At 68.0% G+C, this 23,790-nt stretch carries 23 protein-coding genes and 1 pseudogene; 18 read left to right on the top strand and 6 right to left on the bottom strand.

Annotated elements, in window-relative coordinates:
* The 4 genes from ftsY to MNAB215_RS29320 form a co-directional block, all read left to right on the top strand.
* A partial coding sequence (gene ftsY, locus MNAB215_RS29335) for a signal recognition particle-docking protein FtsY (protein ID WP_077081880.1) occupies positions 1-968 on the top strand: 968 nt, incomplete at its 5' end.
* A 158-nt stretch (positions 969-1,126) separates the two neighbouring features.
* Positions 1,127-2,533 carry an ammonium transporter gene (locus MNAB215_RS29330; RefSeq protein WP_077081879.1) on the top strand — a complete coding sequence of 469 codons (1,407 nt, stop codon included), beginning with the start codon at positions 1,127-1,129 and terminating at the stop codon, positions 2,531-2,533.
* Positions 2,530-2,868 (top strand): nitrogen regulatory protein P-II, encoded by a 339-nt coding sequence (gene glnB / locus MNAB215_RS29325; protein ID WP_066909426.1) that lies wholly within the window; start codon positions 2,530-2,532, stop codon positions 2,866-2,868. Before MNAB215_RS29330 ends, glnB begins: the two co-directional genes overlap by 4 nt.
* A 45-nt stretch (positions 2,869-2,913) precedes the next feature.
* On the top strand, positions 2,914-5,379 hold the full coding sequence (locus tag MNAB215_RS29320) for a [protein-PII] uridylyltransferase (RefSeq protein ID WP_077081878.1): 2,466 nt from the start codon (positions 2,914-2,916) through the stop codon (positions 5,377-5,379).
* Between the two features lie 7 nt (positions 5,380-5,386).
* On the opposite strand, the gene MNAB215_RS29315 is transcribed toward MNAB215_RS29320, so the two are convergent.
* A complete protein-coding gene (locus tag MNAB215_RS29315) occupies positions 5,387-7,135 on the bottom strand; it encodes a DEAD/DEAH box helicase (RefSeq protein WP_077081877.1) in 1,749 nt (582 codons plus the stop codon).
* Between the two features lie 132 nt (positions 7,136-7,267).
* A complete protein-coding gene (locus MNAB215_RS29310) occupies positions 7,268-8,074 on the bottom strand; it encodes an alpha/beta hydrolase (protein ID WP_077081876.1) in 807 nt (268 codons plus the stop codon).
* A gap of 209 nt (positions 8,075-8,283) precedes the next feature.
* Here MNAB215_RS29310 and ffh point away from each other — a divergent pair, with 209 nt between their 5' ends.
* The 5 genes from ffh (at position 8,284) to MNAB215_RS29285 (ending at position 15,246) form a co-directional block, all read left to right on the top strand.
* Complete coding sequence (gene ffh, locus MNAB215_RS29305; RefSeq protein WP_077081875.1) at positions 8,284-9,849, top strand: signal recognition particle protein; 1,566 nt, start codon at positions 8,284-8,286, stop codon at positions 9,847-9,849.
* A gap of 7 nt (positions 9,850-9,856) precedes the next feature.
* Positions 9,857-10,951, top strand: coding sequence for a metal-dependent hydrolase family protein (locus tag MNAB215_RS29300; protein WP_077081874.1), 1,095 nt, complete (start codon positions 9,857-9,859; stop codon positions 10,949-10,951).
* Positions 10,952-10,988: 37 nt separating this feature from the next.
* Positions 10,989-12,740 (top strand): serine/threonine-protein kinase, encoded by a 1,752-nt coding sequence (locus MNAB215_RS30075; protein WP_077081873.1) that lies wholly within the window; start codon positions 10,989-10,991, stop codon positions 12,738-12,740.
* 102 nt (positions 12,741-12,842) lie between these two features.
* Positions 12,843-14,657 (top strand): N-acyl-D-amino-acid deacylase family protein, encoded by a 1,815-nt coding sequence (locus MNAB215_RS29290; protein ID WP_077081872.1) that lies wholly within the window; start codon positions 12,843-12,845, stop codon positions 14,655-14,657.
* Between the two features lies 1 nt (position 14,658).
* Positions 14,659-15,246 (top strand): TetR/AcrR family transcriptional regulator, encoded by a 588-nt coding sequence (locus MNAB215_RS29285; protein ID WP_077081871.1) that lies wholly within the window; start codon positions 14,659-14,661, stop codon positions 15,244-15,246.
* Between the two features lie 3 nt (positions 15,247-15,249).
* Here MNAB215_RS29285 and MNAB215_RS29280 read toward each other — a convergent pair whose 3' ends face one another.
* Positions 15,250-16,122: a D-alanyl-D-alanine carboxypeptidase family protein gene (locus MNAB215_RS29280; RefSeq protein WP_077081870.1), complete on the bottom strand. Its 873-nt coding sequence runs from the start codon at positions 16,120-16,122 to the stop codon at positions 15,250-15,252.
* A gap of 36 nt (positions 16,123-16,158) precedes the next feature.
* A complete protein-coding gene (locus MNAB215_RS29275) occupies positions 16,159-16,512 on the bottom strand; it encodes a hypothetical protein (RefSeq protein WP_131829192.1) in 354 nt (117 codons plus the stop codon).
* A 99-nt stretch (positions 16,513-16,611) separates the two neighbouring features.
* Here MNAB215_RS29275 and MNAB215_RS29270 point away from each other — a divergent pair, with 99 nt between their 5' ends.
* The 5 genes from MNAB215_RS29270 (at position 16,612) to trmD (ending at position 19,222) form a co-directional block, all read left to right on the top strand.
* Positions 16,612-17,031, top strand: coding sequence for a nuclear transport factor 2 family protein (locus MNAB215_RS29270; protein WP_077081868.1), 420 nt, complete (start codon positions 16,612-16,614; stop codon positions 17,029-17,031).
* A gap of 181 nt (positions 17,032-17,212) precedes the next feature.
* Positions 17,213-17,731, top strand: coding sequence for a 30S ribosomal protein S16 (gene rpsP, locus MNAB215_RS29265; protein WP_077081867.1), 519 nt, complete (start codon positions 17,213-17,215; stop codon positions 17,729-17,731).
* A gap of 8 nt (positions 17,732-17,739) precedes the next feature.
* Positions 17,740-17,982 (top strand): RNA-binding protein, encoded by a 243-nt coding sequence (locus MNAB215_RS29260; RefSeq protein ID WP_056548932.1) that lies wholly within the window; start codon positions 17,740-17,742, stop codon positions 17,980-17,982.
* Positions 17,983-17,995: 13 nt separating this feature from the next.
* On the top strand, positions 17,996-18,523 hold the full coding sequence (rimM, locus tag MNAB215_RS29255; RefSeq protein WP_077081866.1) for a ribosome maturation factor RimM: 528 nt from the start codon (positions 17,996-17,998) through the stop codon (positions 18,521-18,523).
* A 12-nt stretch (positions 18,524-18,535) separates the two neighbouring features.
* Positions 18,536-19,222, top strand: a complete 687-nt coding sequence (gene trmD / locus MNAB215_RS29250; protein WP_077081865.1) for a tRNA (guanosine(37)-N1)-methyltransferase TrmD — start codon at positions 18,536-18,538, stop codon at positions 19,220-19,222.
* A 10-nt stretch (positions 19,223-19,232) separates the two neighbouring features.
* Here the strand turns inward: trmD and MNAB215_RS29245 are convergent, their stop codons facing one another.
* On the bottom strand, positions 19,233-20,204 hold the full coding sequence (locus MNAB215_RS29245; protein WP_077081864.1) for a serine hydrolase: 972 nt from the start codon (positions 20,202-20,204) through the stop codon (positions 19,233-19,235).
* 350 nt (positions 20,205-20,554) lie between these two features.
* Here MNAB215_RS29245 and rplS point away from each other — a divergent pair, with 350 nt between their 5' ends.
* From rplS to MNAB215_RS29225, 4 genes and pseudogenes are all read left to right on the top strand, one after another.
* The gene (rplS, locus tag MNAB215_RS29240) at positions 20,555-20,896 is read left to right on the top strand and encodes a 50S ribosomal protein L19 (RefSeq protein WP_077081863.1); all 342 of its coding nucleotides are present in this window, start codon (positions 20,555-20,557) and stop codon (positions 20,894-20,896) included.
* 78 nt (positions 20,897-20,974) lie between these two features.
* On the top strand, positions 20,975-21,847 hold the full coding sequence (gene lepB / locus MNAB215_RS29235) for a signal peptidase I (RefSeq protein WP_077081862.1): 873 nt from the start codon (positions 20,975-20,977) through the stop codon (positions 21,845-21,847).
* A 13-nt stretch (positions 21,848-21,860) separates the two neighbouring features.
* Positions 21,861-22,695: pseudogene (locus tag MNAB215_RS29230) on the top strand (ribonuclease HII).
* Between the two features lie 15 nt (positions 22,696-22,710).
* A complete protein-coding gene (locus MNAB215_RS29225) occupies positions 22,711-23,016 on the top strand; it encodes a DUF2469 domain-containing protein (protein ID WP_007171389.1) in 306 nt (101 codons plus the stop codon).
* A 2-nt stretch (positions 23,017-23,018) separates the two neighbouring features.
* On the opposite strand, the gene MNAB215_RS29220 is transcribed toward MNAB215_RS29225, so the two are convergent.
* The gene (locus tag MNAB215_RS29220) at positions 23,019-23,780 is read right to left on the bottom strand and encodes a GAF and ANTAR domain-containing protein (RefSeq protein ID WP_077081860.1); all 762 of its coding nucleotides are present in this window, start codon (positions 23,778-23,780) and stop codon (positions 23,019-23,021) included.
* Between the last annotated feature and the right edge of the window lie 10 nt (positions 23,781-23,790).

Genomic DNA, 23,790 nt, shown 5'->3' with positions numbered 1-23,790 from the left:
CCCCCGAAGCTCCCGCGGCCACAGAGGCGCCCGCCATCGAGGCCATCGAGCCGACCGAAGGCCGACTGGAACGACTGCGCGGACGATTGTCCCGCTCACAGAACGCGCTCGGACGCAGCATGCTGGGCCTGATCGGCGGCGGCGACCTGGACGAAGACTCCTGGCAGGACGTGGAGGACACCCTGCTGATCGCCGACCTGGGCCCGGTCGCCACCGCGTCGGTGGTCGCGCAGCTACGCAGCCGACTGGCCAGCAGCAACGTCCACACCGAGGCCGACGCGCGTGCGGTGTTGCGCGACGTGTTGGTCAAAGAACTGCAACCCGACATGGACCGCGCTATCCACGCCCTGCCGCACGCCGACGCCCCGTCGGTGCTGCTGGTCGTCGGCGTCAACGGCACCGGCAAAACCACCACCGTCGGCAAGCTCGCGCGCGTGCTGGTCGCCGACGGCCGCCGTGTCGTGCTGGGTGCGGCCGACACCTTCCGGGCCGCGGCCGCCGACCAGCTGCAGACCTGGGCGGCCCGCGTCGGCGCGGAAGTGGTGCGCGGCGCCGAGGGCGCAGACCCCGCGTCGGTCGCCTTCGACGCCGTGGACAAGGGCATCGAGACCGGCGCCGATGTCGTGCTGATCGACACCGCCGGGCGACTGCACACCAAGGTCGGGCTGATGGACGAACTGGACAAAGTCAAGCGAGTGATCACCCGGCGCGCGGCCGTCGACGAAGTGTTGCTGGTGCTCGATGCCACGATCGGGCAGAACGGCCTGGCGCAGGCGAAGGTATTCGCCGATGTCGTCGAGATCACCGGCGCGGTGTTGACCAAGCTGGACGGAACGGCCAAGGGCGGCATCGTATTCCGCGTCCAACAAGAACTCGGGGTGCCGGTGAAACTCGTCGGGCTCGGTGAAGGTCCGGACGATTTGGCGCCTTTTGAGCCGGCGGCGTTCGTCGACGCACTGCTCGGCTAAAAGCCCTTACACGGAGAGCGTTTCGTTAATCCTGACGAAACACACTGGCTCCATTGCTGAAACAACCATTGCGCAAGGTTCTGGATCAGGCCATCAGGCATGTGTCTGATGGCGTGTTTACGGCCGACCGGAGGTGATAGCGAGTGAGTTTCCCGCAAATGGGCCAACCTGATACGGGCGATACCGCTTGGATGTTGGCGAGTTCCGCGCTGGTGCTGTTGATGACGCCAGGTCTGGCGTTCTTCTACGGCGGCATGGTCCGCACCAGAAGCGTGCTCAACATGATCATGATGAGCGTCAGCGCCATGGGCGTGGTGACCGTGCTGTGGGTGCTCTACGGCTATTCAATGTCGTTCGGAAACAGCAAAGGCGGCCTGGTCGGTAACCCCGGTGACTACTGGGGCCTGAAGGGCCTCATCGGGGGCAACGCCGTCAAGGCGAGCGGCAGTACTCCCGCCACCGATATTCCGTTGGCGGGCACCATGCCTGCCACCGTCTTTGTGGCCTTCCAGCTGATGTTCGCGATCATCACCGTCGCCCTGATCTCGGGCGCGGTGGCCGACCGGCTGAAGTTCACCGCCTGGCTGGTGTTCTCCGGACTGTGGGCGACGCTCGTCTACTTCCCGGTCGCGCACTGGGTCTTCGCGGCTGACGGGTTCGCCTCCGAGCACGGCGGCTGGATCAACAACAAGCTGCACGCCATCGACTTCGCCGGAGGGACAGCGGTCCATATCAACTCCGGTGTGGCGGGCCTGGCCCTGGCGATCGTGCTGGGCAAACGCAAAGGCTGGCCGCAGACGCTGTTCCGTCCGCACAACCTGCCGTTCGTGATGCTCGGCGCCGGGCTGCTGTGGTTCGGCTGGTTCGGGTTCAACGCCGGATCGGCGACCAGCTCCAACGGCTCGGCCGGTTCGACGTTCATGACCACGACGATTGCCACCGCTACGGCCATGCTGGCGTGGCTACTGGTCGAACGGATCCGTGATGGGCACCCCACCACGCTGGGCGCGGCCTCGGGCATCGTCGCCGGACTGGTGGCTATCACCCCGTCCTGCTCGTCGGTCAACGTGCTCGGCGCCCTGGCGATCGGCTTCGCCGGCGGTGCGATTTGCGCGCTGGCGGTGGGGCTGAAGTACAAGTTCGGCTTCGACGACTCCCTCGACGTGGTCGGTGTGCACATGGTCGGTGGTTTGACGGGCACGCTGCTGGTTGGCCTACTCGCGGCGCCGGAGAGCACGGCCATCAACGGCGTGAACGGGGTGTCCAAGGGCCTCTTCTACGGCGGTGGATGGTCGCAGCTGGAGCGCCAAGCGGTCGGCGCGTTCTCCGTTCTCTTCTACTCCTTCATCGTCACGCTTATCCTGGCGCTTATCCTGAAGTACACCATTGGGCTAAGGCTGAGTGCCGAGGAGGAGGCCGGCGGCATCGACGAGTCGGAGCACGCAGAAACCGCTTACGAATTCGCAGTTGTCGGGGCCTCGTCCATCCCTCACCGCATCAGCAGCGAGGAAAGCGCTAACGGACAGGACGACGCAGCCAAGAAAGTGGAGGCAGAGACTTCATGAAGCTAGTCACCGCGATCGTGAAGCCGTTCACCCTCGACGACGTCAAGACCAGCCTCGAGGAGGCAGGCGTCCTGGGGATGACGGTGAGCGAAATCCAGGGCTACGGGCGGCAGAAGGGTCACACCGAGGTTTACCGAGGTGCTGAATATTCGGTCGATTTCGTGCCAAAGGTTCGGATCGAAGTCGTCGTTGACGATTCCATTGTTGACAAGGTCGTGGACAGCATCGTCCGGGCGGCGCGCACCGGCAAGATCGGTGACGGCAAGGTCTGGGTCAGCCCCGTGGAAACCATCGTGCGAGTGCGCACCGGTGAACGCGGAACCGATGCCCTCTGACCTGAGCCGTACAGTGTTTGACCAGGCCGGACGGGCCGGGAGGGGATGAATAATCACCCACCCGGCCCGTCCGGTTCATCTGGGCAGGGGACGGAAAACGCCGGCGGGGCAAGCGACCTGGCCGTCTCGCGGCGTCAGCTTTTGTCCGACGGCGCGCAGCTGGATGCGGCCGCGCTGCGACAGGCTTGTCTGGATCTGCACGAGTCTTGGCTCGTCGCCAAGTCGACCGAGCTCGGCATCACCGACGAAAGCGGCTTCGCACTGGTCGGAGTCGGCGGTCTAGGCCGTCGCGAGCTGCTGCCGTATTCCGACCTGGACCTGGTGTTGTTGTACGACAACGTTTCTGACGACGTGCTGCAAAGGGTCGCCGATGGGCTGTGGTATCCGCTGTGGGACGCCAACGTGCGGCTCGACCACAGCGTGCGAACCGTCTCGGGGGCTTTGAGCGTCGCAAATGCGGATCTGACTGCGGCCCTTGGCCTTTTGGACGCGCGGCACATCGCCGGTGCCGAGCGGCTGTCGACGGAGCTGATCGCGGGTGTGCGGCGGCAGTGGCGCAGCGGCATTCGTTCGCGAATGGACGAGCTCGTCGAGATGACATACGCGCGCTGGCGGCGTTGTGGCCGCATCTCGCAGCGGGCCGAGCCGGACCTTAAGTCGGGCCGCGGCGGCCTGCGCGACGTCCAATTGCTGGACGCGCTGGGCATCGCCCAGCTCATCGACCGGCGCGGCATGGGTCATCCCGACGCGCCGGGGGGTTCGCTGGACGCCGCGTATCTGACGCTGCTCGATGTGCGCACCGAACTGCACCGGGTGACCGGCCGCGGACGTGACCAGCTGCTGGCGCAATTCGGCGACGAAGTCAGCGCCGCGCTGGGCGTCGGCGACCGATTCGCGTTGGCGCGGATCCTGTCAAATGCCGGACGCACCATCGCCTTTCACTCCGAAACCGGGCTGCGCACGGCGCAGATCGCGCTGCCGCGCCGCGGCATCTCGGCGTTGGTGCGCCGCCCGAAGCGCCGGCCGCTGGACGAGGGTGTGCACGAGTACGACGGCGAAATCGTGCTCGCCCGCGAGGCGCAACCGGATAAAGACCCCGGCCTGGTGCTGCGAATCGCCGCCGCGTCGGCCAGCACCGGCCTGCCCATCGGCGCCGGCACGCTCAAAAGGCTGGCCGACAGCGCCCCCGACCTGCCGGCACCGTGGCCGCGGGAAGCCCTGGACGACCTGCTGGTGGTGCTGCTGGCCGGTCCCACACTGCTGGACACCATCGAAGCGCTTGACCGTACCGGGTTGTGGGGCAGGTTGTTGCCGGAATGGGACGCGGTCCGCGACCTGCCGCCGCGCGACGTCTCGCACAAATGGACCGTCGACCGTCACATCGTCGAGACCGTCGTCAATGCGGCCCCGCTGACCACCCGGGTCGCACGATCGGACTTGCTGGCGATTGGCGCACTGCTGCACGACATCGGCAAGGGCCGGGGCGTGGACCACTGCGTGCTCGGGGCCGACCTGGTGATCCCGATCGGTGAGCGGCTGGGCCTGTCGCCCCAAGATGTCGGCACGCTGTCCGCCATGGTGCGACACCACCTGCTGCTGCCCATCACGGCCAGCCGCGGCGATCTCAACGACCCGAACGTCATCCAGTCCGTGGCCGACGCGCTGGGTGGCGATCCGCAACTGCTCGAACTGCTTGCCGCGCTCGCCGAAGCGGATTCGAAGGCCACCGGGCCGGGTGTGTGGAGCGACTGGAAAGCCTCTCTGATGGCCGATCTGGTACGTCGCTGCCGGCTGGTGATGGCCGGTGAGCCGCTGCCGCAGGCGGAACCAACTACGCCCCACTACCTTTCGTTGGCCGCCGACCATGGGGTGCACGTCGAGATCAAACCGGCCGACGGCGAGCGCAGCCACGTGGTGATGGTCGCGCCCGACGAGCGGGGATTGGTGTCGAAAGCCGCCGCTGTGCTGGCGCTGAACTCACTGCGCATTCACTCGGCAACGGTCAACGTCCACCAAGGTGTCGCGATCGCCGAGTTCGTGGTCTCGCCGCTGTTCGGTTCGCCGCCCGCCGCCGAGCTGCTGCGCCAGCAGTTTGTCGGTGGGCTGCACGGTGACATCGACGTGCTGGGCATGCTGGAAAAGCGGGACATCGACGCCGCCAGCTCGGCCCAGGCGCGGGCCGGCGAGATTCAGGCCGGGGCACCCCTGACGCGTTCGACGGCGCCGCCCCGCATCCTCTGGCTGGATTGCCTTGCACCAGGCCAACTTATCGTCGAAGTTCGGGCGATGGACCGCGTCGGACTGCTCGCCTTGCTGGCGCAGGCACTCGAGCGGGCGGGGGCAGACATCGCGTGGGCGAAGGTCAATACCTTCGGCTCGACGGCCGCCGACGTGTTCTGCATGTCAGTGCCCGCCGAGATCGACAACGCCCAGGACAACGTGGCGAAGCACCTGCTGGCGGTGTTGGGCGCCTCGGCGGACGCCGTCGTCCACGAACTGGTCGGCGATTAGCGCACCGTCAGGAAAGCTCCGAATTCAGTTGGCGCAGAGCAACAATGCGCTCCTGGAGTTGATCGCGGGTCGCCGCGGCGATCGGCGGCCCGCCACAGCGCCGGCGTAGTTCGTTGTGAATCCAGCCGTGTGGTTTGCCGGTGCGGTGATGGGCCACCGACACCAGTGAGTTGAGTTCGCGCCGCAGCTCGCGCAGCTGACCGTGCATGGCCCCGGACGTCGACGTTCCCGACGCCGGAGCCGCCCGACCCGACGCGGCCCTCTTCTGCAGCTGCTCGTCCTGGCGCCGGTGCAGGAGAGCGCGCATCTGGTCGACGTCCAGCAGCCCGGGGATTCCCAGGTAGTCGGCCTCCTCGTCGCTTCCGGCCGGGGCGGCGGTGCCGAACGACGAGCCGTCGAAGATCACCTGGTCCAGCTCGGCGTCGGCGCCCAACGAGGTGAAACCCTTGTCCTCGTCCGTCTTTTCGGTCTGCGTGCGCACCGCGGGATCATCCAGTAGCGGGTCGTCGAGCGACTCGCGATGCGGCGCGCCCAGCACGTGGTTGCGCTGGGCTTCCAGCTCGCTGGCCAGCTGCAGCAGGGTGGGCACCGACGGCACGAAGATGCTCGCGGTCTCGCCGGGCCGGCGCGACCGCACGAATCGTCCGATGGCCTGCGCGAAGAACAGCGGGGTCGACGCGCTGGTGGCGTAGATCCCGACCGAGAGCCGCGGCACGTCGACGCCTTCGGAAACCATCCGCACCGCGACCAGCCACCGGCTGGTGCCCTCGGCGAATTGGCTGATGCGCGTTGAGGATCCGGGATCGTCGGAGAGTACAACCGTGGGGGCTTCGGCGGTCAGCCTCGTCAGCAGGGCGGCATACGCGCGGGCCGCGGTCTGGTCAGAGGCGATGATCATGCCACCGGCGTCGGGAATGTGGGTGCGCAGCTGCCGCAGTCGCTGATCCGCGGCGGCGATCACCGCGGGCATCCATTCGCCGGCGGGATCCAGCGCGGTGCGCCACGCCCGCGCGGTCTGTTCGGCCGACAGCGGCTCGCCGAGCCGTGCCGCGTGCTCTTCGCCCGCGCTGTCGCGCCAGCGTGCCTCGCCCGAATAGGCGAGGAACACCACCGGCCGGACCACGCCGTCGGCCAGGGCTTCCGAGTAGCCGTAGGTGTGGTCCGCTTCCGAACGCTGTATCCCGTCGGCTCCGGACGTGTAGTTGACGAAGGGGATCGGGCTGTCATCGCTGCGAAACGGCGTGCCCGTCAGGGCAAGTCGGCGTGTCGCGTCGCTGAATGCCTCGCGGATCGCGTCGCCCCACGTCTTCGCGTCGCCGCCGTGGTGGATCTCGTCGAAGATCACCAGGGTGTTGCGCTGCTCGGTGCGCACCCGGTGCAGCGTCGGGCGCGACGCGACCTGGGCGTAGGTGACCATCACGCCGTGATACTCCGGCGAGGTCGCCGCGCTGGTGTTGGAGAATCGCGGGTCCAGCGCGAGGCCGTGGCGCGCGGCCGCCTGCGCCCACTGCACCTTGAGATGCTCGGTGGGCACCACGACGGTGATCTGCTCGACGACGCGATGCGCGAGCAGCTCGGCGGCCACCCGCAGCGCGAACGTCGTCTTCCCGGATCCGGGGGTGGCCACGGCGAGGAAATCGCGCGCCTGGCCGGTCAGGTATTTGACCAGTGCCCGGCGTTGCCACCCGCGCAGTGGACGGCTGTCTGCCTCGACGGCGCCGGCTCCCACTTCGACGGTCGCGGTGACCGGCTGCATCGACACCGTCCCCCCGTAGCTGATCGCAGTCTGACAAGTGTTGCGCCCGGCCCGCGATGGTAGCCGCCGCGGCGATGGAGTGTGAAATCTAGCATGGCAACGCTTTTCGGCGCCGTAACGACGTGCCGGGGTTTACCCCGACAGCCGCGCGGAGCCCGCCAGGTCGCGGGCGTCCAGCCAGGAACGGATCCGTTCGGCGACGTCGGCCCAGCCGGGTTCAAGCATCATGTTGTGGCCCATGGGGAAGAACTCCGGCACCGTGTTGTAGGCGCGCGCCGTGGCGCGCACCTCGCCCCTGCTGACGAACCCGTCGTGCTCGGCGCCCAGCACCAGCATCGGGGTCGTCACCCGGCGGGTTCTGACGCGGCGCAGCATCGGATCAGTCATGGCGGCGCGAACGCTCTCGGCTCCGGCCCGTTGCCTGCAGGATTCGACGACGGCCTCGGGTGTGTCGGCGCAGAAGAGATACTCGCGGGCCAGCGCCGCCGTGGCGAGGAATTTGAGCAGCGTGCGGTCGGACCAGGCTTCCATCGTCATCGACGGTCGGCGCCGCCAGACCCGCAGTGCCAGGCTGAGCACGCCCTTGGGTGGCACGGAGCCCACCAACACCGCGGCAGGCGCGCGGTGCTCTTCGAGGTAGCGCTGCACCACGAAGCCGCCCAGGGAATGGCCGATGAGCACGGGAGCGCCGCCCAGGTCGGCGGCGACCGAACGGACATCCTCGAGGTAGTCGGCGATGGACACCTTGTGCAACGGCTTGGGTGTGGGACTGGCGCCGTGGCCGCGCAGGCTCAGCGACACCGCCCGATAGCCCACGTGGGCAAAGTAGTTCAGGAAGTGGTCGTCCCAACACCACGCGGCGTGCCAGCCGCCGTGCACGAAGAGCAGCGGCACCGGGTGCGCGTCGGTGCAGACCCCTTTGTCGATCACCTCGAGCATGAGCTGACCTTTGCTCTAGCCACCCGCGCCGTCAAGGGGGCTGGCCCGGCCGCGCTCTCCGGCTGGCCGCGCTCTCCAGCGGCCCGCGCCGAGAGATAAACCACGACGCCGCTGGGCGGCGTGTCGTGTGCGTGGCTGATGTGTCGCGGGTGCCCCCGGCCGATTCCGGCCGCGGCGAGCGTGACGCTCACGCCCGCTAGGCTGGCAAGGTGTTTGAATCGCTGTCCGACCGGTTGACCGGTGCCCTTGCGGGCCTGCGCGGCAAGGGTCGACTGACCGACGCCGATATCGATGCCACCACCCGCGAGATCCGGCTGGCGCTGCTAGAAGCCGACGTGTCGCTGCCGGTGGTGCGGGCGTTCGTGGCCCGCATCAAGGAGCGCGCCCGGGGCGCGGAAGTGTCCGGTGCCCTCAACCCGGCGCAGCAGGTCGTCAAGATCGTCAACGAAGAACTCGTCGGTATCCTCGGCGGCCAGACCCGCCAGCTGGCTTTCGCCAAGACCCCGCCGACCGTGGTGATGCTGGCCGGCCTGCAGGGTTCGGGTAAGACCACGCTGGCCGGCAAGCTGGCCGCCTGGCTTCGCGGTCAGGGACACACTCCGCTGCTGGTAGCCTGCGACCTGCAGCGTCCCGCCGCGGTCAATCAGCTGCAGGTCACCGGTCAGCGCGCCGGTGTGCCCGTCTTCGCGCCGCATCCCGGCGAGTCTCCCGGGTCCGGCCCCGGTGACCCGGTCGCCGTGGCGGCTGCCGGTATCGCCGAGGCCCGCGCCAAGCACCACGACGTCGTCATCGTCGACACCGCCGGCCGGCTGGGCATCGACGACGAGCTGATGAGCCAGGCCGCCGCCATCCGCGACGCCGTCAACCCCGACGAAGTTTTGTTCGTTCTGGACGCGATGATCGGGCAGGACGCGGTGAACACCGCCGAGGCGTTCCGCGAGGGCGTCGGCTTCACCGGCGTGGTGCTGACCAAGCTCGACGGCGACGCCCGAGGCGGCGCCGCGCTGTCGGTCCGCGAGGTCACCGGCGTGCCAATCCTTTTCGCGTCCACCGGCGAGAAGCTGGAAGATTTCGACGTCTTCCATCCGGACCGTATGTCCAGCCGCATCCTGGGCATGGGCGATGTGCTCAGCCTGATCGAGCAGGCCGAGCAGGTCTTCGACGCCGAGCAGGCCGAGGCCGCCGCGGCCAAGATCGGCACCGGCGAGCTGACGCTGGAGGACTTCCTCGAGCAGATGCTGGCCATCCGCAAGATGGGCCCGATCGGCAACCTGCTGGGCATGCTGCCCGGCGCCGGTCAGATGAAGGACGCGCTGGCCGAGGTCGACGACAGGCAACTCGACCGCCTGCAGGCCATCATCCGGGGCATGACGCCGCAGGAGCGCGCCGACCCGAAGATCATCAACGCGTCGCGGCGGCTGCGCATCGCCAACGGCTCGGGCGTGACCGTGTCCGAGGTCAACCAACTCGTCGACCGCTTCTTCGAGGCGCGCAAGATGATGTCGTCGATGCTGGGCGGCATGGGCATACCCGGCATCGGCCGCAAGTCCGCGACCCGAAAAGCCAAGGGAGCAAAGGGCAAGAAGGGCAAGAAGGGGGCGCGCGGCCCGACCCCGCCGAAGGTCAGGAGCCCGTTCGGCGCGGCGATGCCGGGCGTACCGGGCATGCCGGCGGGTTTCCCCGATCTGTCGCAGATGCCCGAGGGCCTCAACGAGCTGCCACCCGGGCTGGCCGACTTCGACCTGTCCAAACTGAAGTTCCCGGGCAAGAAGTAGCCGCGCAGTGCGCCTGCGCGTGCGAGGTCTGGGGCTGCCCGACGAAGCCGACATCGACCTCTGGATCGTCGACGGTCACATCAGCACCGAGCCGGTCGCCGGCGCCGACACCGCGTTTGGCTCGTCTGGTTTTCAAGGCTGGATCGTGCCCGGACTGGTCGACGCCCACTGCCACGTCGGCCTCGGTGATCACGGCGAAATCCCGCTGGACGAGGCGGTCGCGCAGGCCGAGGCCGAACGCGACGTCGGCGCGCTGCTGTTGCGCGACTGCGGTTCGCCCACCGACACCCGCAGCCTCGATGACCGCGACGATCTGCCCCGCATCATCCGGGCCGGGAAGCATCTTGCCCGGCCCAGGCGCTACTCGCCGGGCTTCGCGCGCGAGCTCGAGGACGAGTCGCAACTGCCGGCCGCGGTGGCCGAGGAGGCCCGTCGCGGTGACGGCTGGATCAAGTTGGTGGGGGACTGGATCGACCGCGAAGTCGGCGACCTCGCGCCGCTGTGGTCCGACGACGTGCTCAAGGCCGCGATCGATGCCGCCCACGCCCACGGCGCCCGCGTCACCGCCCACGTCTTCAGCAACGACGCCATGCCCGGCCTGATCAAGGCCGGAATCGATTGCATCGAGCACGGCACCGGCCTCACCGACGACACCATCGACCTGATGGTCGAGCACGGAACCGTGCTGGTCCCCACCCTGATCAACATTCTCGAAAACTTCCCCGGCATCGCCGAGGCCGCGAAGCGCTACCCGACCTACGCCGCGCACATGCGCGACCTGCATGCGCACGGCCTGTCCCGGATCGGCGCGGCGCGGGAAGCGGGTGTGCCGATCTACGCCGGCAGCGACGCGGGCAGCCTGATCGCGCACGGGCGCATCACCGACGAGGTCGAGGCGCTGAAGGGCGTCGGCATGAGCGCAGGCGAGGCGCTGGGCGCGGCGTGCTGGGATGCCCGCCGCTGGCTGGGCCGGCCCGGCCTGGAACACGGGGCGCCCGCGGATCTGTTGTGCTATTCGCAAGACCCGCGACTGGGTCCCGCCGTACTGAGTCGGCCCGATCTGGTGATCCTGCGGGGCAACGCGTTTCGCCCAAAGTGCTAGTCGCGCGCGGTTTCGCCACGACGGATAGGATCGCTGAATGGCGTTAGCCAGCGGCGCGACCTTCGCCGGGTACATCGTCGCGCGAAGGCTGGGGTCAGGGATGACCGGCGATGTTTACCTGGTCCAGGATCGACAATCGTCGCGCTGGGCTGCGCTGAAGGTGCTCTCGCTGGCCTGGTCCTCCAACCGCGAGTTCCGCGAGCGGTTCCACGCGGAGACTCCGATCGTGGCGACCCTGTATCACCCGCACATCGTCGAGGTGCACGACCGCGGTGAGTTCGACGGCCGGCTGTGGATCGCGATGAACTACGTCGAAGGCGTCACCGCCGCGCAGCTGATGACCGATCGCTTCCCGGCGGTGTCGCCGGCCGGCGAGGTGCTTGCCATCCTGACCGCCGTTGCCTCGGCTCTCGATCACGCGCATCAGCGCGGACTGCTGCACCGCGACGTCAAACCCGCCAACATCCTGTTGACCGGCCGGGGAGAGGGCGAGCAGCGGATCCTGCTGACCGACTTCGGTATCGCGCGCCAACTCGGCGAGTCCGGCGTGCCCGACGTCCCGGTCGGCACGATCGGCTACGCCGCACCCGAACAGCTGCTGGGCGCCGAGGTCGATGGGCGCGCCGACCAGTACTCGCTCGCGGCTACCGCATTCCACCTGCTGACCGGCGCCCCGCCGGCGCAATACACCGACGCGGACGGCACGCCGCCGCGCCTCAGCGACCAGCGCCCCGAGCTGGCGCGCCTCGACGGCGTCTTCCTGCGGGCGCTGGCCGCCCTACCCGCCGACCGATTCCCCAGCTGCCGCGAGTTCGCGGACGCCGCAAGCCAGCAAGGTGGTGTCGCGGCAGGCGACCGCAGCCCCGAAGCCGTGTTCACCGCCGACTATCCCGCCTACACCTGGGCCGGCATCGACGACCTGGAAGACCTGTCGGCGGCCAAATTCCAATCTGCCTGGGCCACCGACGCCCCCGGCGCCGTCAAGCGGTCGGCACCGGGAGCGGTCGCGCGCCGCCTGACCGATCCGTCGGTGACAGCCACCGCGACGCCGACGCAGACGGGGGAGCGACGAGCAGCCGCACACCGCGGCCGAAGGCCGCGCAAGGTCGTGCTGGCCGCCGGTGTCGTGGCGCTCATCGCGGCCCTGTTGGTCGTGGGCTTCGTCCTCGGGCGCCGCAGCGACATCAACGCCAACCGCGACGTCGCCCCGACGACTGCACCGACGCCTGCCGCCGCCCCGAGCACCGGCAGCTCCGGCACCCCGGCCACCCCGCTCGACGGCACCTACCGCCTCGAGGTCAAGCGCACCAAGCAGACGTTCAATTACACGCCCGACCCGCAGCCGCCCGACGTGGTCACCTGGTGGGCGTTCCGCTCGTCGTGCACGCCCAGCGCATGCAGCGCCGCGGGCGTCCTGCTGGACGACAACGACCACGCTCAGGCGAAGGCACCCGGTTCCGAACCGGTCATCCTGGATTTCAGCGACGGGCGCTGGCTGGCCCGGGCGGAGAAGGGCAATTTCGCGTGCGTCGGGCGCAACGGGATGGCCGCGACGCATGGCATCTCGCAGGTCTTGAGCCTGCGGCCGCAGGCGCAGGGGGAGCTGAACGGCGAGATGACCGTCACCGTGCAGACCAACGACTGCGGCCAGCAGGGAGCCGTGGTCCGCTCGCCCGCGGTGGCCACTCGCACCGGCGATGTGTCGTCGGAGGTGATCGTGCCGGATCCGGTGACGATTCCCGACACCTCCACGGCGCCGACGACGTCATCACCCCGTACCCACCGCTGACAACAGCCCCCACGTGAGGTGGTTGCGCAGCGCGCGAAGAAAAGATTGCGAGTGCTTGCTATCTATGTTAACGTTCCGGATATCGACGACCCGGAGGTAACAATGAGCTACGACGTGATCATTCGCGACGGACTGTGGTTCGACGGCATGGGCAGCGCGCCCCAGACCCGGACGCTCGGCATTCGCGACGGCGTGGTGGCCGCGGTGGCCGGGCCGTTCGACGAGCCGGTGGACGAGACTGGTTGCCCCGAGGTGATCGACGCCGCGGGCAAGTGGATCGTGCCCGGCTTCATCGACGTACACACCCACTACGACGCCGAGGTGCTGCTGGACCCCGGGCTGCGGGAGTCGGTGCGCCACGGCGTCACCACGGTGCTGCTGGGCAACTGCTCGCTGTCGACGGTCTACGCCAACTCCGAGGACGCCGCCGACCTGTTCAGCCGGGTCGAGGCGGTGCCGCGCGAATACGTTTACGGCGCACTGGATTCCAGCAAGACATGGTCGACGGCGGCGGAATACGTGCAGGCCATCGACGATCTGCCGCTCGGCCCGAATATCGGTTCGCTGCTTGGTCATTCGGATCTGCGCACCGCGGTGCTGGGCCTTGACCGCGCCACCGATGACACCGTGCGGCCCACCGACGCGGAGCTGGAGAAGATGGCCGCCCTCCTCGACGAGGCACTCGACGCCGGAGTGCTCGGCATGTCGGGGATGGACGCGGCCATCGACAAGCTCGACGGCGAGCGCTACCGCTCGCGGGCGCTGCCGTCGACCTTCGCGACGTGGCGTGAACGGCGCAGGCTGATCAAGGTGTTGCGCAAGCGCGGCCGGATGCTGCAAAGTGCGCCCGACGTCGAAAACCCCATCTCGGCGCTGATGTTCTTCCTGACCAGCAGCCGGATCTTCGGGCGCGGCAAGGGCGTTCGGATGAGCCTGCTGGTGTCCGCCGACGCCAAGTCGATGCCGCTTGCCGTGCACGTGATGGGGCCGGCGACTCGCCTCGCGAACAAGCTGCTGCGTTCCAGCCTCCGGTTCCAGCACCTGCCGGTGCCGTTCGAGCTGTACTCCGACGGAATCGACCTGCCGGTCTTCGAGGAGTTCGGCGCCGGCACGGCGGCCCTGCATCTTCGCGACCAGCTCGAGCGCAACGAGCTACTGGCCGACAAGGAGTACCGTCGCCGGTTCCGGCGCCAGTTCGACAAGCTCAAGCTCGGACCGTCGTTGTGGCACCGCGACTTTCACGACGCGGTCATCGTCGAGTGCCCCGATAAGTCGTTGATCGGCAAGAGCTTTGGCGCGATCGCCGACGAGCGCGGGCTGCATCCGCTCGACGCGTTCCTCGATGTGCTCGTCGAGAACGGTGAGCGCAACGTCCGGTGGACCACCATCGTGGCCAACCACCGGCCCAAGCAACTCAACAAACTCGCCAACGACCCCAGCGTGCACATGGGGTTCTCGGATGCCGGTGCGCACCTGCGCAATATGGCGTTCTACAACTTCGGCCTCAAGCTGCTCAAGCGCACCCGCGACGCCGATCGGGCCGGCACGCCGTTCATGTCTCCCCAACGGGCCGTGCATCGGCTGACCGGCGAGCTGGCGGAGTGGTTCGGCCTCGACGCCGGCACCCTGCGCCAGGGCGACCGCGCCGACTTCGTGGTGATCGACCCGGCCGGCCTCGACGACGCGGTCGACGGCTACTACGAGGAGGCGGTGCCCTTCTACGGCGGCCTGCGGCGCATGGTGAACCGCAACGACGACGCGATCGTCGCGACGGGCGTCAACGGCGTCGTCGTCTTTGGTGGTAGCCATTCCAAAGGCCGATTCCGTGACGGTTACGGCCAGACCGTGAAGTCGGGGCGCTACCTGCGGGCCGGCCAACGGCGCCGGGGTCGCGTCGCACTGGCCGCCGGAGCCTGACATGGCCAGGACGCAGCAACAGCGCCGCGAGGAGACCGTCGGCAGGCTCCTCGAGGCCGCCATCGCCAGCATCGTCGAGGTCGGATACGCGCGGGCATCGGCCGCGGTGATCACCAAGCGCGCCGGGGTGTCCGTGGGCGCGTTGTTCCGTCACTTCGACACCATGGGCGACTTCATGGCGGCGACCGCATCCGAGGTGCTGCGCCGGCAGGTGGAGTCGTTCACCAAGCAGGTCGCCGAAATCCCGGCCGACCGGCCGGCTCTCGAGGCGGCGCTGACGATTCTGCGCGACCTGACCAGCAGCCCCACCAACGCGGTGCTCTACGAGTTGATGGTCGCCGCGCGCACCGACGAGAAGCTCAAAGCGCATCTGCGCGACGTACTCGGCGAATACTCCACCAAGATCCACGACGCCGCGCGGGCCTTGCCGGGCGCCGATGGCTTTCCGGCGCAGACGTTTCCGGCTCTGGTCGCTTTGTTGACCAACGTGTTCGACGGGGCCGCGCTGGTGCGCGGGTTGCTACCCGAGCCCGACATCGAAGAGCAACGAATTGCGTTGCTCACCAACCTGATTACCGCGAGTCTCTAGCCTCTAGAGAGAACCGACGCTGGACTGCGGGTTGAGCGCGAAACCCCAGTCGAACAAGCTGCCCGCCTGATCCCAGTACGTCGGGCCGCCCTGCTTTATCAACCCGTACATCATGGCGACCACCAGCCGGCGGCCACCGCGGGCGGCGGCGCCGACGAAGGTTTTGCGGGCCGCATTGGTGAACCCGGTCTTGCCGCCGATGGCGCCCGGGTAGCGCTCCAGCAGCTCGTCCTGGTTGGTGATCGGGACCTCGCCGTTGTCGCCGGGGAACATCGCCGACGGTTCGGCGGTGATGTGAGCGAACATCGGGTTGGCCATCGCGGCCCGGAAGATGACCGCCAGGTCGTGCGCGGTGGAGGCCCCGGAGCCGCCGGGACCGTCCAGCCCGGACGGGGTGGCCGCGTGGGTGTTGACCGCACCGAGTGAGGCGGCCTTGGCGTTCATCATCGCCACTGTGGCGTCCGGCCCGCCCATCAGATGCGCCAGAGTGTTGGCGGCGTCGTTCCCCGACACCAGCAGCAGCGCGTCGAGCAGCTGGCGTGCGGTGTAGGTGCGGCCGGGCTTGATGCCGACGCAGTTGCACTCGACCTGGGTGTCGGCCACGTCGGCGACGACGGTCGAGTCGAGGCTCACCTGGTCCAGGACCACCAGCGCCAGCAGCACCTTGATGGTGCTCGCCGGCGGGTGGGTCACATTCTGGTCGCGACCGGCCAGCACCTGACCACTGTCGAGATCGGCCAGAATCCACGTCTGGGCTGGGCCGTCGGGAATCGGTACCGAGCCGATCGGCTGCGTACTGTCGGCCGATCCGGTGCCCGCGCCGGCGATCGAACCCACCGCGAGCAGCGCAGCGACCAGGGCAGTGAGCTTGCGCATGGGCGCAAAGTTTAATGGCCGGGCCCGCGGGACGCCTCAGGGGCACCACGGCGGGACGGGGCAAAACGGAAGCGTCGGCAGCGGCAGGTAGGACGTGTGGGTGGGCACCGGGCCGGCCGGGGGCGGCTGCTTGAACGGAAGCGACGACCAGGAGTAGAACGTGCCGGTGCCGATGTCGTGCACGCCGGCCGAATCCCAGTAGAAGTCGTGGCAGACGTTGGCGTCCCAGGGGATGGGCCGGCTCGCCGGGTCGGGATCGCCCGGGCACCATCGCATGCAGGCTTTGCCGGACGCGCAGTCACCGGGAGCGGTCCGGGCGGTCGTCGCGGCCATGACGGAGCCGCCCCACAGCACCAGGGCCGTTGCTAAACCCAGGACTGCCGTTCTCATAGCTGCGATTATTCTCCGCGGCGGCTTTGCGCGGTACCGCGGAATTGCCCCGGTTGCCCTGGCGTCTTGTCCCGCGGGGCCGAGGTGTTCAATCGATGCATGTTGAGCCTGGCCGAGATATCCGACCGCTTAGAGATCCAGCAGCTGCTCGTGGACTATTCCACCGCCATCGACAATCGCCGATTCGACGATCTGGACAAGGTGTTCACGCCGGACGCCTACATCGACTACCGCGAGCTCGGCGGCATCGACGGCCAGTTCCCCGAGGTGAAGAAGTGGCTCTCGGAGGTGCTGCCGACCTTCCCGGTCTATGCGCACATGCTCGGCAACTTCTCGGTCCGCATCGACGGGGACACGGCGTCGTCGCGGGTGATCTGCTTCAACCCGATGGTGCTTCCCGGCGACAAGGACCAGGTGCTGTTCTGCGGGCTGTGGTACGACGACGAGTTCGTCCGCACCCCCGAGGGCTGGCGGATGACACGCCGGGTCGAGACGAAGATCTACCAGAAGGTGCAGTAGGCCGCCACGAAGCCGGATTTCTGCCGCGGGCCGCTGTTCTGGCACAATTGGCGGCTGTCCGCCGAGCGACCCACCCACGGGTGCTCGCACGGCCGGTCAGACACGCGAGGCAAAACCGGGTCCCGGCATCCTGCCAGGATCGCTGAATTGCAGCGTGACACACAGGAGAAGTCGCTCAACCATGGCTGTGAAGATCAAGCTCGCGCGGTTTGGCAAGATCCGCAATCCCCAGTACCGCATCGCCGTCGCCGATGCGCGCAACCGCCGCGACGGCCGTTCCATCGAGGTCATCGGCCGCTATCACCCGAAGGAAGAGCCGAGCCTCATCCAGATCGACTCCGAGCGCGCCCAGTACTGGCTCTCGGTGGGTGCTCAGCCGACTGAGCCCGTCCTCAAGCTGCTGAAAATCACCGGTGACTGGCAGAAGTTCAAGGGCCTGCCGGGTACCGAGGGCACCCTGAAACTCGCTCCGCCCAAGCCCAGCAAGCTGGAGCTGTTCAACGCCGCATTGGCCGAGGCCGACGGCGCGCCGACCACCGAGGCCGCCAAGCCGAAGAAGAAGGCCCCGGCCAAGAAGGCCGCGAAGGCCGAGGAATCCGCTGACGAGCCCGCCGCCGAAGAGGCCGCGCCCGCCGCCACCGCTGCGGTCGAGGCCCCCGCTGAGGCCGCCGAGCCGGCCGAGCCGGCGACCGAAGGCTGACCGGCGCCATGAGCACGGTCGTTGTCGACGCAGTAGAGCATCTCGTGCGGGGGATCGTGGACAACCCGGACGACGTCCGGGTGGACTTGGTGACCAATCGGCGGGGGCGGACTGTCGAAGTTCATGTCCACCCTGACGATCTGGGCAAGGTGATCGGTCGCGGGGGACGTACCGCGACCGCGCTGCGCACCCTGGTCGCCGGCATCGGCGGCCGCGGTATCCGCGTCGACGTGGTGGACACCGACCAGTAGGCCGGGCCCTCCCTTGGAGTTAGTTGTCGGGCGCGTGGTGAAGGCGCACGGCATCGGCGGCGAGTTGGTTGTTGAGATCCGCACCGACGATCCCGCTGAACGGTTCGCGCCGGGCAATGCCTTGCGCGCCAAGAAATCTCGTGGCGGCGGCGCAGAGCGCAGTTACGTCGTCGCTGACGCGCGTGAACACGGCGGGCGGCTGCTGGTGCGATTGGACGGAGTCGACGACCGCAACGCCGCCGATGCGCTGCGGGGCAGTGTGTTCGTGGTGGACTCCGGCGATCTGCCGCCGATCGATGAGGCGGACACCTACTACGACCATCAGCTGGAGGGCCTGCGCGTGCGTACCACGGCCGGACGGGATGTCGGCGTGGTCGCCGAAGTGCTGCACACCGCCGCAGGGGAACTGTTGGCCGTCAAGCGTTCTGGCGACGATGGTGAGGTGTTGGTGCCCTTCGTCAGTGCCATCGTAACGTCGGTGTCACTGCAGGAGGGCATGGTCGAGATCGATCCGCCCGAAGGCCTGCTGGATTTGGCATAGGCGTGCATCGACATGAGGATTGACGTTGTCACGATCTTCCCGGCCTACCTGGATCCGCTGCGACAAGCGTTGCCGGGCAAGGCTATTGAGTCGGGCCTGGTCGACCTGCGGGTGCACGATCTGCGGCGGTGGACCCACGACGTACATCGGACGGTCGACGACGCGCCCTACGGCGGTGGCCCGGGGATGGTGATGAAGGCGCCGGTGTGGGGTGATGCGTTGGACGAAATCTGTTCTGAGGAAACGCTATTGGTGGTGCCGACCCCCGCTGGCGTGTTGTTCGATCAGGCCACCGCCGCACGCTGGAGCGCAGAGGCGCATCTGGTGTTCGCCTGCGGGCGCTACGAGGGCATCGACCAACGCGTCGTCGACGATGCCGCCCGCCGGATGCGGGTCGCCGAGGTCTCGATCGGCGACTACGTGCTGCCCGGCGGTGAATCGGCGGCCCTGGTGATGATCGAGGCCGTACTGCGGCTGCTGGCCGGCGTGCTGGGAAATCCGGCGTCGCATCAAGATGATTCGCATTCGCCGACGCTGGGCGGACTGCTGGAAGGTCCGAGCTACACGCGGCCGCCCAGCTGGCGCGGGCTCGACGTGCCCGACGTGTTGTTATCCGGTGATCACGCGCGCGTCGCCGCCTGGCGACGAGAGGTCTCGCTGCAGCGCACCCGCGAACGTCGCCCCGACCTGCAGGCCTGAGCGCTAGGGATCAGATCCGGCCGTTGGGAAACATCGTCTTGACCGCGCGGGTGATCGTGTCGCGCGCGGCGGCGTCATCGCCGGGCTGCAGCGACTGGACGACCATGATGTAGCGATGGTCGGGGCCGATCACACCGGTGGACAGGTGCATCCAGTCGGCGCCGATGCAGCACATCCAGCCTTGCTTGACCGCCACCGGTTCGGCGAACAGGCCGTCGGGGATGCCGAACCGCTGCGGATAGCCGTCCAGGCCGTTGGGCGTGGACTGGGCCAAATCGTTGACGATGATCTTGGCCCGCTCCGGCGGCAGCCCGCCCGTCCCGTCGAGCAGCATGTCGTAGTAGTGGATCACGTCGCTCAGCGTGCTCATCGTGTTCCACCAGCGACCGTCGCTGGGCGGAGTGGTGGACGCCAGCCCGTACCGGCTGGCTACCTGGCTGATGATGGCGTCGCCGCCGCCCGCAGCCCAGAATTTCTCGGCGGCGCCGTCGTCGGAGGACTGCAACATGACGTCGAGGGCCGCACGGTCGTCCGGGGACAGGGTGGTCTTGCCCTGGGACTCGGCGAGCAGCAGATAGTCGGCGATGAAGAGCTTGGCCACCGAGGCGGTGCCGATGATCTGGCTGTTGCCGTTGGAGACCTGTTCGTGGGTCTTGCGGTCGAGGATGGCCACCGAGAGGGCGGCCCCACTGGCCGCGGCTTCGTCAGTGGCCTGCTGGATGCGGGCCTGCACGCCGCTGAACCCGGCGCTCGGCGGCGCGTCGGTGGCGGCGGCTATCCCGGATGTCGACACGGTGTCCAGCAGCAGCTGAATGAGCTGCGGTTGTGGTCCCAGCGCGTCGCGGCCGGACCCGCCGAACCCCGCCTTGCTGACGGCCACTTTGGCCGGGACTTTGGCCGCTACCAGCGCTTCGTCGCACCCGGCGATCACCAACGTCACCGCGGCGATCGCGGTGAGCACGGTGAGCGGACGGGTGCGCATGCTGTGGTCTCCATTCCTCTGGGTAAACGTGCAGGTGGCGGGCCTGTCCGCCGTCCGCCCCGGGCTGCACGCTGGAGGTTCGGGTTGATGAGCGCGTTCTGACCCCAGTCATATGTACCATTTACCAGCGTGTTCGGCCTCGCGCGAACCGCCTGATTTCATGTGATTTTCACAGCGCGCGGGGTATCTGGCACAATTGACCAGTTGTCTCGAGCGATTGTCGGCGGGCCAGCGCGCCCCCGCTGCCGCGGGATACACCCAGAAAGCCCGAACCATCGGCTCGGTGACTGCCCACGCCTGTGCGTGGGTGGCTGCCGCAAGCCGCGATCCCGAGGAAGTGTCTTCTTAAGATGAACAGGCTGGATTTTGTCGATCAGGCGTCGCTCCGCGACGACATCCCGGCCTTCAGCCCGGGTGACACGATTAACGTGCACGTCAAGGTCATCGAGGGCGCCAAAGAGCGCGTCCAGGTGTTCAAGGGCGTGGTCATCCGCAGGTCCGGCGGCGGCGTCCGTGAGACGTTCACCGTGCGCAAGGAGAGCTACGGCGTCGGCGTGGAACGGACTTTCCCGGTGCACTCGCCGAACATCGACCATATCGAGGTGGTGACCCGTGGCGATGTCCGCCGCGCCAAGCTGTACTACCTGCGCGAACTCCGCGGCAAGAAGGCCAAGATCAAGGAGAAGCGCTGATTTGGTGCGCCCTGGCGACCCCGCCGGGCCGACGCGGCGCGTTACCAGCCGACAAACTTCGCTGGCTACCCTAATCTCGTGACCGACACCACGGACTCATCTGACCCCCAGTCCGAGCCTGGTAAGTCAGAGCCGAAGGTCTCTACTCGCCCCTCTGACGGCCCCGCAGGCGAGTCACCCGAGGGGCCAGGGGAACCCGAAGCCACCGCGGAGCCCAAGAAGAAGTCCGCGCTGCGGGAGATGGCCATCCTGGCCGTCATCGCCGTGGTGCTCTACTACGTCATGTTGACGTTCGTGGCGCGTCCCTACCTGATTCCGTCCGAATCGATGGAGCCCACGCTGCACGGATGCACGGGTTGTGTGGGTGACCGGATCATGGTGGACAAGGTCACCTACCGCTTCGGATCCCCCCAGCCCGGCGATGTGATCGTCTTCAAGGGACCGCCGTCCTGGAACGCCGGATACAAGTCGATCCGCTCGTCCAACACCGCGCTGCGCTGGGTCCAGAACGCGCTGTCCTTCATCGGCTTCGTGCCGCCCGACGAAAACGACCTCGTCAAACGGGTCATCGCGGTCGGGGGACAAACGGTGCAATGCCGGGCCGACACCGGATTGACCGTCAACGGCAAGCCGCTCAAGGAGCCGTTTCTGGATCCCGCCACGATGATGGCCGACCCGGCGGTGTACCCGTGCCTGGGCAGTGAATTCGGACCGGTCAACGTGCCGGCCGGACGGCTGTGGGTGATGGGTGACAACCGGACGCATTCCGCGGACTCGCGCGCCCACTGCACCAGCGTCCCCGCCGACGCGCTCAAAGGCATTCTGTGCACCGGAGATCCCACGTCGGGAACGGTGCCGGTTTCCAATGTCATCGGTAAGGCCAGGTTCATCGTGTGGCCGCCGTCGCGATGGGGTGGTGTGGGTTCGGTGAACCCCCAGCAGGGTCAGTAGCCGTGGCTTGCCCATGAACCGGACGTGGCCGCCGCGCGCGGTGATCCGCAAGTCGTCGGGGTTGCGCACCCTGGAGTCCGCGCTGCACCGCAGCGGTCTGGGGCCGGTGGCCGGCGTGGACGAGGTGGGCCGCGGCGCCTGCGCCGGCCCGCTAGTGGTGGCGGCTTGCGTGCTCACCCCGAACCGCTTGGAAAGCCTTGCAGCCCTGGATGATTCGAAGAAGCTCAACGAGAAGGTGCGGGAGAAGCTGTTCCCGCTGATCTGCCGCTACGCGCTGGCCTACCACGTGGTGTTCATCCCGTCGGTCGAGGTCGACCGACGCGGTGTGCACGTCGCCAACATCGAAGGCATGCGCAGAGCGGTGGCCGGCTTGTCGGTGCGCCCGGGGTATGTGCTCAGCGACGGCTTTCGGGTGCCGGGCCTGCCGATGCCCTCGCTGCCGGTGATCGGGGGAGACGCCGCCGCCGCCTGCATCGCCGCGGCGAGCGTGCTGGCGAAGGTGAGCCGGGACCGACTGATGGTGGCCATGGACGCCGACCATCCCGGCTACGGCTTCGCCGAGCACAAGGGCTACAGCACACCGGCGCACAGCATGGCCCTGACCCGGCTGGGGCCCTGCGCTGAGCATCGCTATTCGTTCATCAACGTGCGGCGGGTGGCCACGCTGTCCGGGGAGGGCGCGACGACGCGGGTGGTGGCCGAGTGCAAACCCGACCCTCCGGGCGAGCGTGGCGAAATCCGGTGAGGAAAGATGGGGCGAGACTTCCCGCCCGGCGGCCATCCCGGCCGCTGGCGGCCCATGGGTCCGAGCGGGAAGACGGACAAATCGGCAGGAAAAGGACGTCTGAGCGGGTGAGTGGCAGATGAGCGCGGAAGATCTCGAAAAGTACGAAACCGAGATGGAGCTCTCGCTGTACCGCGAATACAAGGACATCGTCGGGCAGTTCAGCTACGTCGTGGAGACCGAGAGGCGCTTCTACCTGGCGAACAGCGTAGAAATGGTGCCGCGCAACGCCGACGGCGAGGTGTACTTCGAGCTGCGCCTGTCCGATGCCTGGGTGTGGGACATGTACCGGCCGGCCCGGTTCGTCAAGCAGGTGCGCGTGGTCACCTTTAAGGACGTCAACATCGAGGAAGTGGAGAAGCCGGAGTTGCGGCTCCCGGAATAGCCCTAGTCGGTCAGCGGATCCTCGTCGCTGGTTGGCAGTTGGCCGCGGGTTTCGATGACGGCGCGCGCCACGTCGGCCAGCTTGATGTTCAGGCTCTGCGAGTGGCGCCGTAGCAGGTCGAACCCGTCTTCTTCGGTAATCCCGTGCAGCAACATCAGCATCCCGACCGCCTTGCCGATCTCGCGGTTGCTCAGCAGGCCGCGGCGCAGGCTCGCGGCGTCTTCGCCCTTGGCGACCGCGTTGATGGCCACGCTGGCGAACGCCGCCAGCACCGCCGCTCGCCCGGCGGACTCGTCGTCGAAGACGTTGGCCGTGTCGCTGAACAGGTTGAGCGCGGCGCCCTTGCGTTTGTCGACAAGCAGCCGGAATCCCATGGCCCCGCGCACCGGCGTCTCGGCGACCAGGACCTTGGCCAGCTCGGGCCACAGGGACTGGGTGGTCAGGTCGGTGTCGATCTGGGGGGTTTCTTCCTCGATCGCATCGATGCACGGGCCTTCGCCGGTGCGCCGCTCCAGCTCGTCGATGGACCGCGCGAGGTGATCGCTGGCGCCGACCGTGACGTAACGATCGTTGTCGCGCACCAACAGGCTGGCGTGATCGCAACCCCGGACGACCAGGGTGGCGGCGATGCAGATCGCCGCGTACATCTCGTTGACGTCCGATCCCTGGTAGATGATCTCGGCGAGGGCCGCGAACACCGTGCCCGGGTCGGCCGTTTCGCCGCCGGGCAAGTCCGATGAACCGGCACTCGACGTGTCTGGCATGTTGTGCCTC

This window comes from Mycobacterium numidiamassiliense (assembly GCF_900157365.1).
Classification (GTDB): Bacteria; Actinomycetota; Actinomycetes; order Mycobacteriales; family Mycobacteriaceae; genus Mycobacterium; species Mycobacterium numidiamassiliense.
The sequence above is the reverse complement of the archived record's forward strand: the minus strand, read 5'-3'. Positions and strand labels throughout refer to the sequence as shown.

Coding starts and splice junctions, on each gene's coding strand:
- rplS (WP_077081863.1), top strand. CDS start 20,555: ATGAACAGGCTGGATTTTGTCGATCAGGCGTCGCTCCGCGACGACATC.
- MNAB215_RS29225 (WP_007171389.1), top strand. CDS start 22,711: ATGAGCGCGGAAGATCTCGAAAAGTACGAAACCGAGATGGAGCTCTCG.
- MNAB215_RS29270 (WP_077081868.1), top strand. CDS start 16,612: ATGTTGAGCCTGGCCGAGATATCCGACCGCTTAGAGATCCAGCAGCTG.
- MNAB215_RS29220 (WP_077081860.1), bottom strand. CDS start 23,780: ATGCCAGACACGTCGAGTGCCGGTTCATCGGACTTGCCCGGCGGCGAA.
- rpsP (WP_077081867.1), top strand. CDS start 17,213: ATGGCTGTGAAGATCAAGCTCGCGCGGTTTGGCAAGATCCGCAATCCC.
- MNAB215_RS29260 (WP_056548932.1), top strand. CDS start 17,740: ATGAGCACGGTCGTTGTCGACGCAGTAGAGCATCTCGTGCGGGGGATC.
- MNAB215_RS29285 (WP_077081871.1), top strand. CDS start 14,659: ATGGCCAGGACGCAGCAACAGCGCCGCGAGGAGACCGTCGGCAGGCTC.
- MNAB215_RS29275 (WP_131829192.1), bottom strand. CDS start 16,512: ATGAGAACGGCAGTCCTGGGTTTAGCAACGGCCCTGGTGCTGTGGGGC.
- glnB (WP_066909426.1), top strand. CDS start 2,530: ATGAAGCTAGTCACCGCGATCGTGAAGCCGTTCACCCTCGACGACGTC.
- MNAB215_RS29315 (WP_077081877.1), bottom strand. CDS start 7,135: ATGCAGCCGGTCACCGCGACCGTCGAAGTGGGAGCCGGCGCCGTCGAG.
- MNAB215_RS29290 (WP_077081872.1), top strand. CDS start 12,843: ATGAGCTACGACGTGATCATTCGCGACGGACTGTGGTTCGACGGCATG.
- MNAB215_RS30075 (WP_077081873.1), top strand. CDS start 10,989: ATGGCGTTAGCCAGCGGCGCGACCTTCGCCGGGTACATCGTCGCGCGA.
- MNAB215_RS29310 (WP_077081876.1), bottom strand. CDS start 8,074: ATGCTCGAGGTGATCGACAAAGGGGTCTGCACCGACGCGCACCCGGTG.
- MNAB215_RS29245 (WP_077081864.1), bottom strand. CDS start 20,204: ATGCGCACCCGTCCGCTCACCGTGCTCACCGCGATCGCCGCGGTGACG.
- trmD (WP_077081865.1), top strand. CDS start 18,536: ATGAGGATTGACGTTGTCACGATCTTCCCGGCCTACCTGGATCCGCTG.
- MNAB215_RS29280 (WP_077081870.1), bottom strand. CDS start 16,122: ATGCGCAAGCTCACTGCCCTGGTCGCTGCGCTGCTCGCGGTGGGTTCG.
- MNAB215_RS29320 (WP_077081878.1), top strand. CDS start 2,914: ATGAATAATCACCCACCCGGCCCGTCCGGTTCATCTGGGCAGGGGACG.
- MNAB215_RS29330 (WP_077081879.1), top strand. CDS start 1,127: ATGGGCCAACCTGATACGGGCGATACCGCTTGGATGTTGGCGAGTTCC.